This is a genomic window from Flavivirga jejuensis, from assembly GCF_030540765.1.
In the GTDB taxonomy this organism is placed as follows: domain Bacteria; phylum Bacteroidota; class Bacteroidia; order Flavobacteriales; family Flavobacteriaceae; genus Flavivirga; species Flavivirga jejuensis.
In genome coordinates, this window is sequence record NZ_JAUOEL010000006.1 from 126,937 (window position 1) to 142,181 (window position 15,245).

A 15,245-nucleotide genomic window follows, 5' to 3' on the forward strand; every position below is an offset into this window, starting at 1 on the left:
TTTGTTTGTTATTTAATTATAGTTTCAATTTGACAAAAATCAGTAATAGTATGTTTTGCCAAATACTCTTTTGCTAATAAAGCTTCATTCTGCTCATGTATATTTAAACCATTATCAGCTAAACAAATTGTAATCCAATCGAGCTTATTTGGTGTAATAAAATCTTTTTTAAGATTGTCTCCAATGTAAAAATACTGACCGATACCAAACACATTTTCGAAATGTTTATAATTATTAATATTAGGTTTTTCACTACCAAATTCTTCAGATATTAAAATCTCTGAAAACCAAGTACTAAGCCCTAATGCCATAATCTTACTTCGTTGCTGCCTGCTTCTCCCATCTGTTAATAATGCAAGATCTATATTTGCTTTTTTTAAATTGTTTAGCACAGATATTCTGTCTTCTGACAAACTTATACTAGGTTGATGATTTCTGTATATGCTCAACAATTCTTCTACAGTAAATTCTAAATTATAGGTTTTAATTATTTCTATGAAAACATTTTTATTGTCATAAAAATAATCAAGCATCCTACTACTTATAAGCTCTTTATTAATGTGGATCGCATTTGAGATCTTTATAGCTATTTCGTTAAAAGCAGATTTTAAAAAGTCTATTTCGTTATAAAGCGTATCATCCAAATCAAAAACAACTATTTTTTTATTTCTCATAATCATGTACTAAAACTTCATCATCATACCTAAGCATCAATAAATTTTCTTCCCAACCGCTATAATAACTCAATGTTTCATTTAAAAGATACTCCTGAATTAACCATTTTGGATAGTTCCCTCCTGCTAAATATGACAATGGAAACCCGCCACCAAATCTTGGATTAATCTCAATACCCATTATGTTTTTATCTGTTTTATGCAAAAACAATTGAATAGTAATACATCCTCTAGCGCCTTTTAAATGCATAAAATTAGTTTCTATTAATGATATAATTTGATTCCTTTTTGTAACGCCTTTACTTACTTCTCCCTCACGTGTTTCTATCCGTTTTCGTGGTATCACACATTTTAAAATACTGTTTTTGTCATAATATAAATCACATGTATATTCATCATAAACATCATGATCCAAATATTCAAAAAAGTAAAGGAGATCATTCTTTTCGTGATATTTAGATATTTGGTCTTCATTCTTAACAAGGTAATTTTCATCACTGCCACTGCCATTAATTGGTTTTATAAATATGGGAAGTTTATAATTATCTTTAGAATAAACTTTGGGTACTCCAACATTTAATTCATTAAATAAACTTTGAGATTTTAATTTATTATTACATTTTTTTATAAGTTTTTTGCTCGATAATACCAACTGTATCTTAAATTCTAAGAATTTCTTCTTATTCTTTGCTAATACTAAAAGTTCTGTATCTAGGGTAGGAATTATTAAACGTATATTGTTTTCTATACATATTTTTAACAATGAATCTATATAAGCTGGATCTTCAATCTCACAAATCTTGAATGATTTATCTGAAATTTGGCTTGCAGCAGAGAGACCAGGGAATGCATCTACAACAAACACTTTAGCTAAAGGGTTAATTTTAGTTAGTTCTTTCTTAAATGCTGTAACTAGCGAAACTCTTCTTCCTCCAGAAGTTATTAAAATATTACTCATATAATCGTTGGTTTATAATAATGTCCTTTTTCTAAAAAACGGGTTTATCACCCAAAAAATAATATAATACAAACGCTTAACATTAAATATGTTAGAGATAAAAATGTAAGCTATTCCATTATAATCGTTTCCTAAAAAAGAGTTTAGAGGGTATGCTCTTATTCGAGACATATTATTAATAATTATTTTAACTTGTTTTAATTCTATTGTGGATTTTAATATTCTTATCATCATAAAAAAAACAAAAGATTGTTGTCTTGCTTTTAATCTTTTAATGCAAAGTCCGTTTTTATTACTAGAATTATTAATACTCTCAATAAGCGAATTAAATACTAATGCTGCATTCTCATTGTCGTATATAACATTTAAATAGTGCTCTGGTTCTCTATTTGTCATCGCAGAGCCCACTCTTTTTACATGCCTGTGTGCGTCTATTGGTAGTTGAGCTATAAAATGAGTTTGTATAAATAAAGATGTTGTAAAAATAGCATCTTCCATCCATCGTCCTTCTATAAATCTAACACCACTTTTCTTTAAAAAATCCCGACTAATAATATACCACCAAACTTCACTTTTATAGCCAATACTTCCAATATAATCTAGCCCATTCATTTTATTTAATGCATAAGTCTTATTTCTGTCTGAAGCAGATTCGTGTAAACTAAAAAGACTTGTTCCTGTAGACAAGAATGTTAAAATCTCTAACTCATATGCATCGCTATGATCTAAAATTAATCGTAATACATTATTAGCTAAATAATCATCAGGATCGATAAAATAAACATATTTACCCTTAGCTAAATCTATTCCTTTATTTCTAGCACTGCCAACACCCCCATTTTCCTTATTATGAATAATAATATTTGAGTGTTTATCGCTAAATTGTTTTGCTACAGAAAGACTACCATCCTTCGATCCATCATTAATTATAAGTATTTCATAGTCATTTTCATCTAAATCTTGACTTAATAGACTTTCAATACATCTAGCTATGTACTTTTCTACATTATAAACAGGAATTATGATGCTTAATCTCAATACGCTAATTTGTTTAAAATTATTTCTTAGATAGCTAGTAAGATAAGTAACAACAAAGGCTGTACTTTAATGATTATAAAAATTGAGATGATGAGATGTAAAATGTTCCCCCTTAAGTTAATAGCAATTAAATATAAATTTTTAATTTATAAAGTATCAATAAACTCGATTATCTGTTGAATTCTCCTATAAAAACATATATATATCTATGTTTATATTGTATTTTTGTGCAAAACAAGAATAAATATGATTACTTCAGATCAAATTAAAGATCTTAATACCCGCCTAGATAAACTTAGGCACTATCTTTGACGTAGATGCCAAACTTATAGAAATACAAAACGAAGAAGAACAGACCTTCGATCCCAACTTCTGGAACGACCCAAAAGCTGCAGAAACGATTATGAAATCGCTTCGAGTTAAGAAAAAATGGATCGAAGATTATAACAAAATAAAAACACTTTTAGAAGATCTAGAGGTGCTTTACGAGTTTTATAAAGAAGGAGAGTCTACTATAGAAGATGTTGAAGAACTATATAACGAAGCATCCAATTTACTAGAAGATGTTGAGTTTAAAAACATGCTTTCTGAAGAAGGTGATAGCTTAAGTGCTGTTTTACAAATTACAGCTGGTGCAGGTGGTACCGAAAGCTGTGATTGGGCTAGTATGTTAATGCGAATGTATTTAATGTATGCCGAAAAAAATGGTTTCAAAGTAAAAGAACTTAACTTTCAGGAAGGTGATGTAGCTGGTATAAAAACAGTCACTTTAGAAATTGAAGGCGATTTTTCTTTTGGATGGTTAAAAGGCGAAAATGGTGTACACCGCTTAGTAAGAATTTCTCCTTTTGATAGTAACGCAAAACGACATACAAGTTTTGCTTCTGTTTATGTATATCCGTTAGTTGATGACACCATTGAGATTGACATCAATCCTGCAGACATAGAAATTACAACCGCTAGATCTAGTGGTGCTGGAGGACAAAATGTAAATAAAGTTGAAACTAAAGTACAGCTAACCCATAAACCTAGCGGTATCCAGATCTCATGTTCAGAAACAAGATCACAACATGATAACAGATCCAGGGCTATGCAAATGCTAAAATCTCAGTTGTATGAAATCGAACTTCAAAAACAATTAGCACAACGTGAAGATATTGAAGCAGGTAAAATGAAAATTGAATGGGGAAGTCAAATTCGTAATTATGTGATGCACCCATATAAATTAGTAAAAGATGTAAGAACTGCTCATGAAACTGGTAATGTTGATGCTGTTATGGATGGTAATATTGAAGCCTTCTTAAAATCTTATTTAATGACGATGGGTCAAAAAGTAGAAGACGATAATCAGTTATGAATAAAATAGATACTATAATTTTTGACCTCGGTGGGGTTTTAATAGATTGGAATCCTGAATATGTTTTTTTAGATGAATTTAATGGAGACCGCGAAAAAATGCAATGGTTCTTTGATAATATTTGCACAAACGATTGGAACGAAAATCAAGATGCAGGATACTCTATGGCCAAAGCAACCGAAGAACGGGTAGCTCTTTTTCCTGAATATGAAACTTTAATTAGAATGTTTTATGGCAGATGGGTAGAGATGTTAGGAGAAGCAATAAGTGGTACTGTAGATATTCTTGAATCACTTATAAAATCTAATAAATATAAAGTTGTAGCCCTAACCAATTGGAGCAGTGAAACCTTCCCTATCGCTCTGGATAAATTTGAATTTTTACAATGGTTTAAAGGTATTATTGTCTCTGGTGACGAAAAAACCAGAAAACCTTTTGATGCCATTTATAACATCACTTTAAATCGCTTTAATATAACTGCGGAGCACTCGATTTTTATTGATGATAACTTAAGAAACATCGAAGCAGCTAACAATTTAGGCATTAACGGAATTCATTTTAAATCTCCAGAACAACTTATTCAACAATTAAAAAATTATAACATCCATATACAATGATAAAAATATATCATAATAATCGCTGTAGTAAATCACGTTGCGGACTAGAAATACTTGAAAAATCTGGAAAAGAATTTGAAATAGTTAAATACCTGGAAGACGTTCCTAGTTATAAAGAATTACAAGGCTTAATAGCGCTATTAGGCATAAAACCTATAGAATTAGTTAGAAAAAATGAAGCTATTTGGAAAGAAAAGTTTAAAAACAAAACGCTAAGTGATAAAGCCGTTATTACTGCTATGGTCGAAAACCCAAAACTAATAGAGCGTCCCATTATTATTAATGGTAAAAAAGCTATTATTGGCAGACCTCCCGAAAAAATACTAGATATCATCTAATATTTTATATTCTTATTAACACAATTTTAACCTTTCACCATTAAACCTTAAGTTGTTTTTGCGATCTAATAGCAAAAATTATTAATGAATAAACCCACTCTAACTGGTTTTATGCTTCTATTGGGCATACTTGTAACTTATGCGCAACCAAAAAGCAAAGACATTTCAAACACAGCATCAATAATATCAAAAGATGTTACAATAACAGGAAAAGTTCTCGATAAGGAAACTAAAGATCCTCTCGAATATGCTACAGTTTCCTTTTTTAACAAACAAAAAAACAAAATTGTAGCAGGAGGTATTACCGATATTAATGGCGTGTTTAGTATTCCTATTCCTAAAGGCGTTTATGATATTTCTATTGAATATATCTCGTTTAAAACACTAACATTTCCAAACAAAAAAATCGAATCCAATATAAACTTAGGAGTTTTCTTTTTAGAGATCGATCTAGAATCGCTTGATGAAATTGAAATTATCGCCGAGCGTACCACAGTAGAATTAAAACTTGATAAGAAAATCTATAATCTGGGAAAAGATTTAACGGTTAAAGGAGGAACAGTTAGTGATGTTTTAGACAACGTTCCATCAGTTTCTGTAGATGTTGAAGGTAATGTAGCCCTACGAGGTAATGATAACGTTCGTATTTTAATTAACGGAAAGCCTTCGGGGTTAGTTGGTTTAAATTCTACAGATGCCCTACAGCAACTCCCAGCCGAAGCAATTGAAAGAGTTGAAGTTATCACCTCCCCTTCGGCTCGTTATGATGCAGAAGGTACTGCTGGAATTTTAAATATTATATTGCGTAGAAGTAAGCTGCAAGGTTTAAATGGAGCAATAACAACCAATGCAGGGTATCCAAATTCTGCAGGAGTCTCTGGTAATATTAATTACAGAACTGGTGATTTTAATTTTTTTAATACCACTGGATACAGCTATAGAGAATCTCCAGGAAATGCTTTAACAGAAACACACTATTTTAATGAATATTTTGATGGAGATTTAATGGTTAATGTTGATGATCCTGATACTTTTATTAATGAAAAACGAAAATTTGATAGACAACGAAAAGGGCTTACCACAAATATTGGATTAGAATGGTATATAAATGATACTGCTTCATTAACAACTTCAGTAGTATATAGAAATAGTGATAATACTTCTGATACAAGCAATACCATTACTGAGCTTGATTCAAATGGAAACTTATTAAGTGAATCTATTCGTTTGGAACCAGAATTAGAAGATGACAAAACAATTCAATACTCTGTTAATTTCGATAAGCAATTTAATGGAAATAGCGAACACAAATTAACATTCGATTTTCAATATGAAACTAGCGAAGAAGATGAAAATGCCATAGTGACTCAAGATGGTGATGATGCAGAAGACGTTAGAACTTTCGAAGTGCAGAATGAAATTCTTTTGCAAACAGATTATGTACTCCCAATTGGAAAAAATAGCCAATTTGAAGGCGGTTACAGAGGAACTTTTAATGAATTAAATACAGATTACACACTTAAGTTTAATGAAAATGATGTTTTTGTTTTAGATACAGACGCAAGTAATAATCTTATTTATAGAGAATATGTAAATGCTGCTTATTCACAATTTGGAAGCAAAATAAAAGATAAATTTTCATTCCTTTTAGGATTAAGAATGGAAGCTACACGTATTACTATAAACCAAATTACTAGTAGCGATTTCGATCGCAAAAATTATATTGAATTTTTTCCTACTATAAATTTAGCTTATGAGATTTCCGAAGATCAAAGTATTACGCTGGGGTATAATAGAAGAATAAGTCGTCCTCGTTCTCGTTATATAAACCCATTCCCGTCTAGAAGCAGTGCTACGAATCTTTTTCAAGGAAATCCAGATATAAATCCTAGTTTCTCAAACACACTAGATCTGGGTTATTTAAATAGCCTTGAAAAACTAACACTAAACTCATCATTATACTATAGTCGTTCTACCGATGTATTTACATTTATCACAGAAACTACAGGCGATTTTGCAATAATAAATGGTTCTGAATTCCCAGTAATTAGAAGAACACCAATAAATTTAGCAACTAATGATCGTTTTGGTTTTGAGTTTACGCTTACTTATAAGCCAAATAAAAAATGGAGTTTAAATGGGAACTTCAATTTATTTGACTCTAAAACCAGAGGTAATTATAATGATGTTACTTATGACGCAAATAATTTAAGTTGGTTTGCCAGAATAAATAATAAGTATACATTACCAGGAGATATCGATTGGCAAACCCGTTTATTTTATATGGGACCAAGTGAAGATGCCCAAAACATACGCAAAGAGATGTTTGCAACAGATTTGGCCTTTAGTAAAGACTTATTTAATAGCAAAGCATCATTAGCTTTTTCTATAAACGATGTGTTTAACAGTAAAAAGCGTGTTATAGAATCATTTACAGATTCTTTTAATAGCGATGCCGAATTTCAAAGAAGAATGCGTAGTTTCAACATATCATACACACACCGATTTAACCAAAAGAAAACACGTGAAAATCAACGACGTGGTGGTAATGATAATGGGGACTTTGATTTTGAAGGCTAAGACCATTTACATATAAACACAAAAAAAGGAAGCTAAAATAGCTTCCTTTTTTGTGTTTAAATATAACTTTAGTCAAATAATGTTATGAATTTTGACGTTTTGCTTTTTTCTCTTCACGCATTTCTTTTAATCTTTCAATTAAAGCACCTCCAATCCAATAAGGGATAACGAAGGTTAATAGAAATATCATTAACCAAAATCCTATCGTTAATATGGTTAAAAAAGCTAAAAATCCTAAATATTGATCAAAATCAAACATAATTGTAACGTGTCTTTTATAAATCTCATGCAAAGATAATGCAAAGCTATTTGTTATACAATATCAAATTAAAATTTATTAATGATTCATTCCTAATCTAAATTAGGTTGTGGTGTCATTCTTAAATAAGGTTTAACTTCTTTAAAACCTTTTGGAAAAATACCTGGAATATCTTCTGTTGCCACAGAAGGTACAACAACACAATCATCACCATTATTCCAATTTGCTGGAGTTGCTACTTTATGATATGCCGTTAATTGTAAAGAATCTATAACACGTAATAATTCATTAAAATTCCTACCTGTTGAAGCAGGATACGTTATTGTTAATTTAACTTTCTTATCTGCTCCAATAACAAAAACCGATCGTACTGTTAATTTACTATCTGCATTGGGGTGAATCATATCGTACAATTCAGATACTTTTCTATCTTCATCTGCTATAATAGGAAAATTAACGGTTGTTTCCTGTGTTTCATTAATATCATCTATCCAGCCATGATGCGAGTTAACACCATCAACACTTAATGCTACAACTTTTACATTGCGCTTATCGAATTCAGATTTGTATTTTGCTACCGTCCCTAACTCAGTTGTACAAACTGGAGTATAATCTGCTGGGTGTGAAAATAAAATCCCCCAACTATCCCCTAACCAATCATGAAAATTAATAGTCCCTTCTGTTGATTGGGCTGTGAAATTTGGTGCTTCGTCTCCTAATCTAATAGTTGCCATATGTTTAAAAATTTAAATTTTTATAGAATTGTTTTTAATCTCTTGCTAAGATACTCTTTTTACAAGACCTATTTAAAATAATGGTATTGTATAAATGTTAAAAAAGTCTTTAAAAAAACTAACAAATATCATATAAAAAAACAGCTCAAAACAATTAACTTTACAGCTTAAAATTAAACCATTAAAAGAGATGAGTTACAGAATAGAGAAAGATACTATGGGTGAGGTGAAAGTTCCTGCAGACAAGCTTTGGGGAGCTCAAACCGAACGATCAAGAAACAACTTTAAAATTGGGACTTCGGCTTCCATGCCATTAGAAATAATTTACGGGTTTGCTTATCTAAAAAAAGCTGCCGCATATACCAATTGTGAACTTGGAGCTTTATCTGTTGAAAAACGTGATTTAATCGCTAATGTTTGTGATGAAATATTAGAAGGTAAGCATGATGATCAATTTCCTTTAGTTATATGGCAAACTGGATCGGGAACTCAAAGTAATATGAATACGAATGAAGTCATTGCTAATAGAGCGCATCAAATAGCTGGAAAAATAATTGGAGAAGGAGAAAAAACGATTCAACCAAACGACGACGTTAATAAATCACAATCTTCTAACGACACCTTCCCTACTGGAATGCATATTGCAGTTTATAAAAAAATAGTTGAAATTACGATTCCAGGCGTAAAACAATTACGGGATACTTTAAATAAGAAATCTGAAGATTTTAAAAACGTTGTAAAAATTGGACGTACCCATTTAATGGATGCGACTCCACTAACACTCGGACAAGAATTGTCTGGTTATGTTGCTCAACTAGATTATGGTATTAAAGCTTTAGAAAATACTTTATCTCATTTAAGCGAATTGGCACTAGGTGGTACTGCTGTTGGTACTGGGTTAAATACACCTAAAGGTTATAGTAAACTTGTAGCACAATATATTGCTGAATTTACAAATTTGCCATTTGTAACAGCTCCAAATAAGTTTGAAGCTTTGGCGGCTCATGACGCTTTAGTAGAAACACATGGAGCCTTAAAGCAATTGGCTGTTTCTTTAAATAAAATTGCAAATGATGTAAGAATGATGGCTTCTGGTCCGCGTTCTGGTATTGGAGAAATTATTATTCCTGCAAACGAACCTGGGAGTTCTATCATGCCAGGGAAAGTTAATCCAACCCAATGTGAAGCATTAACGATGGTTTGTGCTCAAGTTATGGGGAACGATGTCGCTGTTTCTGTAGGTGGCATGCAAGGACATTACGAATTAAATGTGTTTAAACCTGTTATGGCTGCAAACGTTTTACATTCAGCACAATTAATTGGAGATGCTTGTGTGAGTTTTGATCTAAATTGTGCCGTAGGTATAGAACCTAATAAAGAAGTAATTACTACATTATTAAATAATTCTTTAATGCTTGTAACAGCTTTGAATACAAAAATTGGCTATTATAAAGCTGCAGAGATCGCAAATACTGCTCATAAAAATGGTACAACTTTAAAAGAAGAAGCTATTAATTTAGGCTATGTTACTGCCGAAGATTATGATGCTTGGGTAAAACCCGAAGATATGGTTGGAAGCTTAAAATAAATTTCCAATAAAGAATTTCTTGAAACCAACTTCTTTTCGATTAAGGAATTAGAATAACATAAAAAAACAGGTAATAAATATTACCTGTTTTTTTTGGTTGGTTAGCTATATATCAATCTTTTAACTTTAAAATTAAAAGGATATCTCCAAATATATAATTAAAGATATTACTAAAAATTAACATATGTTAATTTTTGTCAATTTTTTTTCTAATTCTACTTAATTGAACTGGGGTTATACTCAAGTATGATGCAATATGATATTGTGGAATTAAACCATCTATTCCTGGGATTTTCTTTCGTAACTTTAAATACCGCTCTGTAGCATCCATTGAAATAAACTCCAATTGCCGCTCTTCGTACCTAATAAAAATACGCTCTAAAACCTTGCTATACAGGTTACTAATAAGAATATCTTCTTTGCAAAATTTAATAATATCATCGAAATTTAACTCATATACTTTACACTCTGTAAGTGTTTCGTAAGTTAACCTAGAAGGCCGTTTTTTTATCAAAGCTGTAAGTGATCCAACAAAACTAAAAGGCATAAAAAAATTCTTATTAAACTCCTTTCCTGTTTCAGAACTCAGGTAAGCGCGCATAATTCCAGATATTAACAAATAAATTTTACTGGGAATCTCCCCAGATTTATCTATTTGAACACCTTTCTCTATTTTTCTAAACGTTGATATGCTTGTTAATTTTTCAAAAGTTTCTTCCGAAACATCTAAAAATGAATTTAAAAAAATGACATTTGGATTCATTGCTTATAGTTTTAAAGCTGTCTCAAACGCATTAGGAGCCTGTATAGTGATCGTATTGAAAACAGGTGAAAATACATTAGATTGTTTTATACCTAATGGTATTTCTGTACATTCTAAAATAATACCTTCTCTGTCATTATCAATCAATTTCTCTGTAATTTGCACATAAACAAGTTTATATGCACCATTAAGTATCCTTTTGAATAACGAAACACAAACTATTTTATGAATAGTTTTTTTTCTGGTGAATCCCAATAACATTAATTTTGTAGGTTAAATTTTGTGCTAAACTAATGTTTTTTTGTGTTTTCTTATATATTAAATAAAGAATTTCTTGCCCCCCTTCCTTTGCCTATAGGCAAGCTCGAATCCAATGTCATCCAGAAGAGGTACGACTGAAGAATCTTTAGAGATTAATTATTTAAAATTCAATCCTTTCGCAAACATAGGATGACCTATATACAGTAAAAATTAAAAAGAAAAATTATTGCATAAAAAAGCCTCAAGTAAAAACTTGAGGCTTAGTCCTTAAGTGTTATATATAATTTACTTTAAAGTAAATTCAGAACTTGATACCAAATCTCTTTCGTTAAAAACGTTTACAACGTAACGTCCTTTCGCAAAACTCTCTTTTCCTTTTGAGGCTACAAATTCACAGATATTAAGACTCGTATTCTCATAATTAAATTTACTAATAATACTGTAACTTAATATTTTTTGATTTATATTAACCTGCTCATTTAAACCTAAAGTTTTGTTTTGAGGATCTACAACCTGTACATATAATTCTTGGTCTCCTGCTTGAACTAAAGCATTTTTAGCAACAGTAAAACATACTCTAATTTTATCTGTACGAGACGCTCGTTCTGTTGGTATTAATTTTCCAGATGTTCTTTCAATAACTCCGAATCCTTTTAAACCAACAGTATTTAAAACTGCTGCATTTTCAACAACTTCAGCTAAAGCATTATTTTGAACTAATAAAGAATCAGTAAACATATTACGCTCTTCTAACCTAACGCGAGTACTATCTAAAGATGTCGCTAAATATGAGTTTTCAACTCTTAAAGAATCGTTTTGCGCTAATAATACATCCATTTCTTTTTGTAAAGACTGATATTTCTTTTTGTATCTCCACAAACTTCTTACGTTTGTTTCAGACATTTTCAATGAGTCAATTAAACCTTGTATACGCTCTCTTGCTCCTATTAAATTTTTGTTTGCTACATCATTTTCGTTAATAGCCACATCATATTGTTTTGCCATAGCACTTAGATCGTTCATGACTAATTGCTTTTCTGCTATTAAATCCTCTTTTACTTGGTTACTACTTCTATACAAATTCATTGTATAAAATCCAGTTCCTAAAAATAAAACTAATGCTACTCCTAATGCTATTTTAAGGCCCATGCCATTCTTGCTCATTTCCATAATTACGTGTTTTTAAAATTTAGTGTTATTATAATTTTAATAGTTGATTTTTTTTAATGCCATAAATAAATAATAATGTATTTTTAGTACTTATAAATTTAATTACTTAAATGGATAAACTTGTTTTATTTAAAAATTCTTCACAAAATAAATTATTAAACAAACGCCTTGGTGAATCCAAATTTGGTCAACATGTTAAAATATTAACCGACATTTCCAATATATACGAACAACTTAAAAATTTGGATGTCATGTATGTGATAATTGGTTTACCTGAAGATGTTGGAGTATTTGCAAATCATGGTAAAACAGGAACATCAAAGGCCTGGGAAGCCACGCTTAAAGTTTTGCTAAACATTCAAAGTAACCAGTATACAAAAGCTAACAACGTTTTAATTTTAGGGCATCTTGATTTTACCTCTGAAGCGTTAGAAATTTCAGAATTAGATATTTCTAAGAAAAAAGATATTTTAAAAGCGAGAAAAATAGTTTCAAAAATTGACAACTATGTGTCATATATTATAAATCAAATCGTTTTAGCGGGCAAAAAACCAATCATTATTGGTGGCGGACATAATAATGCTTATGGAAATATTAAAGGAACTTCCTTAGCATTAAACAAACCTATTAATGTTATTAATTTTGATGCACATTCCGATTTTAGACCCGAAGAAGGTCGGCATAGTGGCAACGGATTTAGTTATGCATACGCAGAAGGCTTTTTAAAAAACTATTTTATTTTCGGTTTACACAAAAATTATACTTCAGATAAATTATTTAAAACGTTGAATAAATTAAAATCTATTAAATATAATACGTTTGAGTCTTTAGAAATAAGAAAAGAATTAAAGTTTAAAAACGAATTAAATCGCGCTTTAAATCATATTTCTAAAGCACCATTTGGTATAGAAATAGATTGCGATGCTATTGAAAATATTCCCAGTAGCGCTATGACACCTAGTGGGTTTAGTGTAAACAAAACCAGACGGTTTTTAAACTTTTTTGCTCAGCAAGAACATGCCTGCTATCTGCATATTTGTGAAGCATCTCCAAATAAAAAGACTAGTGCACAGATTGGAAAACTCATCACCTATTTAATTACAGATTTTATTAGTCCGCGCTATTAGCGTAACAGGAAAACTCAGTTTAGGAGTCTGTAAGACCGCGTTAAAATTGTAAGCTGAACCTCTTATGTTGGTAAGCTCCCCATTTTTAGTAGGATCTAGCTTTAATCCCTTTTATAAAAGCAAAAATTTATATTAAATTATTTAGTAATTACATATATTTGCATAAGCACTTATATAAATAACAATATTATGGATGCATTACGTGGTTATGGAGAGTTAGGATTAGGATCTAGGCTTAAAAGAGTAAGTGAATATTTGATGAAAGAAACACAATTAGTTTACAATCATTTTAATATAGATTTTGACCCTTACCTATTCCCAATATTTAAGATAATTATAAATAAAAAAGGAGTCACAAATTCCGAAATACAAAATTCATTACAATTTACACAACCCGCCATAACTCAAGCCGTTAACAAATTAAATGACAAAGGGTTAATCATTTACAAAACAGATGCGTTTGATAAAAGAAAAAAAATCCTCTTCTTGTCTGATAAAGGAAATAAAGTATTAGAAAAACTTAGGCCTGTATGGAAGTGTATTGATGAAGTTATAAAAGAATATACTCTAGAAAGTTCTTCTTCATTAATTGAACATTTAAATATTTTGGAAAATAAGCTTAACACCAAAAGTTTTAGTACTACCATCATTAATAATATTAAAATAAATACAACAAAAGCACTTGAAATCATTTCTTTTGAAAAGCAATATGCTAAAGATTTTTATGAACTGAATGTTGAATGGTTAAAGACATTTTTTTATGTAGAACCTTACGATGAAGAGGTTTTAAGCAATCCTGAACACTATATTATTAATAAAGGAGGTCATATATTTTTTGCTAAAATGAACAACCAGATTGTTGGAACAGTTGCTTTAATGCCTATTGGTGACGATGGGCTTTCTGAACTGACAAAAATGGCTGTCTCTCCTAAACATCGTGGTTATAAAATTGGTCAGCAACTTATGCAGTATTGTATTGATTATGCTAAATCTATCGGACTACCAAGCCTTATCCTTTATTCTAATACAACTTTAGAGAATGCCATTTATATATACAAAAAGTACGGGTTTATCGAAAAACCGTTAGAACCTGACACTCCCTATAAACGAAGTGATATTAAAATGGAATTAGATTTAAAAAATTAACCAGATTGTTTATACTACAGAACAATACTTATATTTAATACACTCATTTATCAAAGGATCTAAGTTAAGCCAATGATATAATCCGTTTAAATTTTTATTTAAACGGATTATATTTTTCTTAAATAATAAATAGAAATTAATTCATGAAATAATAAAACGAGCTAAAAAGAATCAAAAAAAGAATGAAAAACAATAAATAATCCTTTAATCTATCTTTTTTAAGATTACTTCTTATTCCTTCTTTTAACCTTTCAAGTTCTGATGCTCTTATGTTTGGAGAATTAAATTCAAGCTTTTTCCCATATCTTTTGTTGAGTAGTTTCTTCTTATCAAATTTACCACTCGATTTATTTTTCCTTTCATTGCGCCTTTTTACAACCTCTTTATTAAGATTTTGTCCTGCTAACATATCTCTTCTTGTTAATATCTTTCAAAGGATTTTTCTTTTTTTTATTGTCTTTTAACTTGTTTATCAAACACACTAGACTATTTATTTAATAGTATTAATATTAATCTACGTCATCTGAAACCTTATTATTAATATATTTAAAAACCTCAATCAATTCTGAATTGATTAAATTCAATATAGCTAAGCTAAATGTTTCAAAAGTTAGTCTATTCCACTCATGCTTTTT

The 15,245-nt window shown here is 30.2% G+C and carries 16 protein-coding genes; 7 read left to right on the plus strand and 9 right to left on the minus strand.

What is annotated here, in order from left to right; all coding sequences use genetic code 11:
• Nucleotides 1–8 precede the first annotated feature (8 nt).
• From Q4Q40_RS16765 to Q4Q40_RS16775, 3 genes are read right to left on the minus strand one after another with little or no spacing between them, the layout of a single operon-like run.
• Nucleotides 9–674 (minus strand): HAD family hydrolase, encoded by a 666-nt coding sequence (locus Q4Q40_RS16765; RefSeq protein WP_303303087.1) that lies wholly within the window; start codon nt 672–674, stop codon nt 9–11.
• On the minus strand, nt 664–1,632 hold the full coding sequence (locus tag Q4Q40_RS16770; protein ID WP_303303088.1) for an ATP-grasp domain-containing protein: 969 nt from the start codon (nt 1,630–1,632) through the stop codon (nt 664–666). Before Q4Q40_RS16770 ends, Q4Q40_RS16765 begins: the two co-directional genes overlap by 11 nt.
• A 12-nt stretch (nt 1,633–1,644) precedes the next feature.
• Nucleotides 1,645–2,670 carry a glycosyltransferase family 2 protein gene (locus Q4Q40_RS16775; protein ID WP_303303089.1) on the minus strand — a complete coding sequence of 342 codons (1,026 nt, stop codon included), beginning with the start codon at nt 2,668–2,670 and terminating at the stop codon, nt 1,645–1,647.
• A gap of 246 nt (nt 2,671–2,916) precedes the next feature.
• On the opposite strand from Q4Q40_RS16775, the gene prfB reads away from it, so the two are divergent.
• The 4 genes from prfB to Q4Q40_RS16795 all read left to right on the plus strand — a co-directional run bounded on the left by prfB (nt 2,917) and on the right by Q4Q40_RS16795 (nt 7,562).
• Nucleotides 2,917–4,027 (plus strand): peptide chain release factor 2 gene (prfB, locus tag Q4Q40_RS16780; RefSeq protein WP_303303090.1). Its coding sequence is split into 2 segments (ribosomal slippage): nt 2,917–2,979 and nt 2,981–4,027, totalling 1,110 coding nucleotides; the frame shifts between segments, so codons are not numbered across the junction.
• Nucleotides 4,024–4,644 (plus strand): HAD family hydrolase, encoded by a 621-nt coding sequence (locus tag Q4Q40_RS16785; RefSeq protein ID WP_303303091.1) that lies wholly within the window; start codon nt 4,024–4,026, stop codon nt 4,642–4,644. Before prfB ends, Q4Q40_RS16785 begins: the two co-directional genes overlap by 4 nt.
• A complete protein-coding gene (gene arsC / locus Q4Q40_RS16790) occupies nt 4,641–4,982 on the plus strand; it encodes an arsenate reductase (glutaredoxin) (RefSeq protein ID WP_303303092.1) in 342 nt (113 codons plus the stop codon). Before Q4Q40_RS16785 ends, arsC begins: the two co-directional genes overlap by 4 nt.
• Nucleotides 4,983–5,066: 84 nt before the next feature.
• The gene (locus Q4Q40_RS16795) at nt 5,067–7,562 is read left to right on the plus strand and encodes a TonB-dependent receptor domain-containing protein (RefSeq protein WP_303303093.1); all 2,496 of its coding nucleotides are present in this window, start codon (nt 5,067–5,069) and stop codon (nt 7,560–7,562) included.
• An 82-nt stretch (nt 7,563–7,644) separates the two neighbouring features.
• Here the strand turns inward: Q4Q40_RS16795 and Q4Q40_RS16800 are convergent, their stop codons facing one another.
• Nucleotides 7,645–7,821, minus strand: coding sequence for a hypothetical protein (locus Q4Q40_RS16800; RefSeq protein ID WP_303303094.1), 177 nt, complete (start codon nt 7,819–7,821; stop codon nt 7,645–7,647).
• A 92-nt stretch (nt 7,822–7,913) separates the two neighbouring features.
• Nucleotides 7,914–8,555, minus strand: coding sequence for a peroxiredoxin (locus tag Q4Q40_RS16805; RefSeq protein WP_303303095.1), 642 nt, complete (start codon nt 8,553–8,555; stop codon nt 7,914–7,916).
• Nucleotides 8,556–8,745: 190 nt separating this feature from the next.
• Between Q4Q40_RS16805 and fumC the strand changes: the two genes are divergently transcribed.
• Entirely contained in the window at nt 8,746–10,143 is a 1,398-nt protein-coding gene (gene fumC, locus Q4Q40_RS16810) for a class II fumarate hydratase (RefSeq protein ID WP_303303096.1), read from the plus strand.
• 187 nt (nt 10,144–10,330) lie between these two features.
• On the opposite strand, the gene Q4Q40_RS16815 is transcribed toward fumC, so the two are convergent.
• The 3 genes from Q4Q40_RS16815 to Q4Q40_RS16825 form a co-directional block, all read right to left on the minus strand.
• Nucleotides 10,331–10,906, minus strand: a complete 576-nt coding sequence (locus tag Q4Q40_RS16815) for a Crp/Fnr family transcriptional regulator (protein WP_303303097.1) — start codon at nt 10,904–10,906, stop codon at nt 10,331–10,333.
• A gap of 3 nt (nt 10,907–10,909) precedes the next feature.
• Nucleotides 10,910–11,071, minus strand: coding sequence for a hypothetical protein (locus Q4Q40_RS16820; protein WP_303303098.1), 162 nt, complete (start codon nt 11,069–11,071; stop codon nt 10,910–10,912).
• A gap of 381 nt (nt 11,072–11,452) precedes the next feature.
• Nucleotides 11,453–12,337 carry a DUF8428 domain-containing protein gene (locus Q4Q40_RS16825; protein ID WP_303303099.1) on the minus strand — a complete coding sequence of 295 codons (885 nt, stop codon included), beginning with the start codon at nt 12,335–12,337 and terminating at the stop codon, nt 11,453–11,455.
• A gap of 110 nt (nt 12,338–12,447) precedes the next feature.
• Between Q4Q40_RS16825 and Q4Q40_RS16830 the strand changes: the two genes are divergently transcribed.
• Together Q4Q40_RS16830 and Q4Q40_RS24100 are read left to right on the plus strand one after the other, a co-directional pair.
• A complete protein-coding gene (locus Q4Q40_RS16830; protein WP_303303100.1) occupies nt 12,448–13,464 on the plus strand; it encodes a formimidoylglutamase in 1,017 nt (338 codons plus the stop codon).
• A gap of 189 nt (nt 13,465–13,653) precedes the next feature.
• Nucleotides 13,654–14,610: a bifunctional helix-turn-helix transcriptional regulator/GNAT family N-acetyltransferase gene (locus tag Q4Q40_RS24100; RefSeq protein ID WP_345027299.1), complete on the plus strand. Its 957-nt coding sequence runs from the start codon at nt 13,654–13,656 to the stop codon at nt 14,608–14,610.
• Nucleotides 14,611–14,746: 136 nt separating this feature from the next.
• On the opposite strand, the gene Q4Q40_RS16840 is transcribed toward Q4Q40_RS24100, so the two are convergent.
• Nucleotides 14,747–15,019 (minus strand): hypothetical protein, encoded by a 273-nt coding sequence (locus Q4Q40_RS16840; RefSeq protein ID WP_303303101.1) that lies wholly within the window; start codon nt 15,017–15,019, stop codon nt 14,747–14,749.
• Nucleotides 15,020–15,245 lie beyond the last annotated feature (226 nt).

Excerpts from the sequence above, each read along its gene's own strand:
- Q4Q40_RS16785 (WP_303303091.1), top strand. The coding sequence starts at position 4,024 with ATGAATAAAATAGATACTATAATTTTTGACCTCGGTGGGGTTTTAATA.
- Q4Q40_RS24100 (WP_345027299.1), top strand. The coding sequence starts at position 13,654 with ATGGATGCATTACGTGGTTATGGAGAGTTAGGATTAGGATCTAGGCTT.
- Q4Q40_RS16795 (WP_303303093.1), top strand. The coding sequence starts at position 5,067 with ATGAATAAACCCACTCTAACTGGTTTTATGCTTCTATTGGGCATACTT.
- Q4Q40_RS16815 (WP_303303097.1), bottom strand. The coding sequence starts at position 10,906 with ATGAATCCAAATGTCATTTTTTTAAATTCATTTTTAGATGTTTCGGAA.
- fumC (WP_303303096.1), top strand. The coding sequence starts at position 8,746 with ATGAGTTACAGAATAGAGAAAGATACTATGGGTGAGGTGAAAGTTCCT.
- Q4Q40_RS16840 (WP_303303101.1), bottom strand. The coding sequence starts at position 15,019 with ATGTTAGCAGGACAAAATCTTAATAAAGAGGTTGTAAAAAGGCGCAAT.
- Q4Q40_RS16765 (WP_303303087.1), bottom strand. The coding sequence starts at position 674 with ATGAGAAATAAAAAAATAGTTGTTTTTGATTTGGATGATACGCTTTAT.
- Q4Q40_RS16770 (WP_303303088.1), bottom strand. The coding sequence starts at position 1,632 with ATGAGTAATATTTTAATAACTTCTGGAGGAAGAAGAGTTTCGCTAGTT.
- Q4Q40_RS16825 (WP_303303099.1), bottom strand. The coding sequence starts at position 12,337 with ATGGAAATGAGCAAGAATGGCATGGGCCTTAAAATAGCATTAGGAGTA.
- Q4Q40_RS16805 (WP_303303095.1), bottom strand. The coding sequence starts at position 8,555 with ATGGCAACTATTAGATTAGGAGACGAAGCACCAAATTTCACAGCCCAA.
- arsC (WP_303303092.1), top strand. The coding sequence starts at position 4,641 with ATGATAAAAATATATCATAATAATCGCTGTAGTAAATCACGTTGCGGA.
- Q4Q40_RS16800 (WP_303303094.1), bottom strand. The coding sequence starts at position 7,821 with ATGTTTGATTTTGATCAATATTTAGGATTTTTAGCTTTTTTAACCATA.
- Q4Q40_RS16830 (WP_303303100.1), top strand. The coding sequence starts at position 12,448 with ATGGATAAACTTGTTTTATTTAAAAATTCTTCACAAAATAAATTATTA.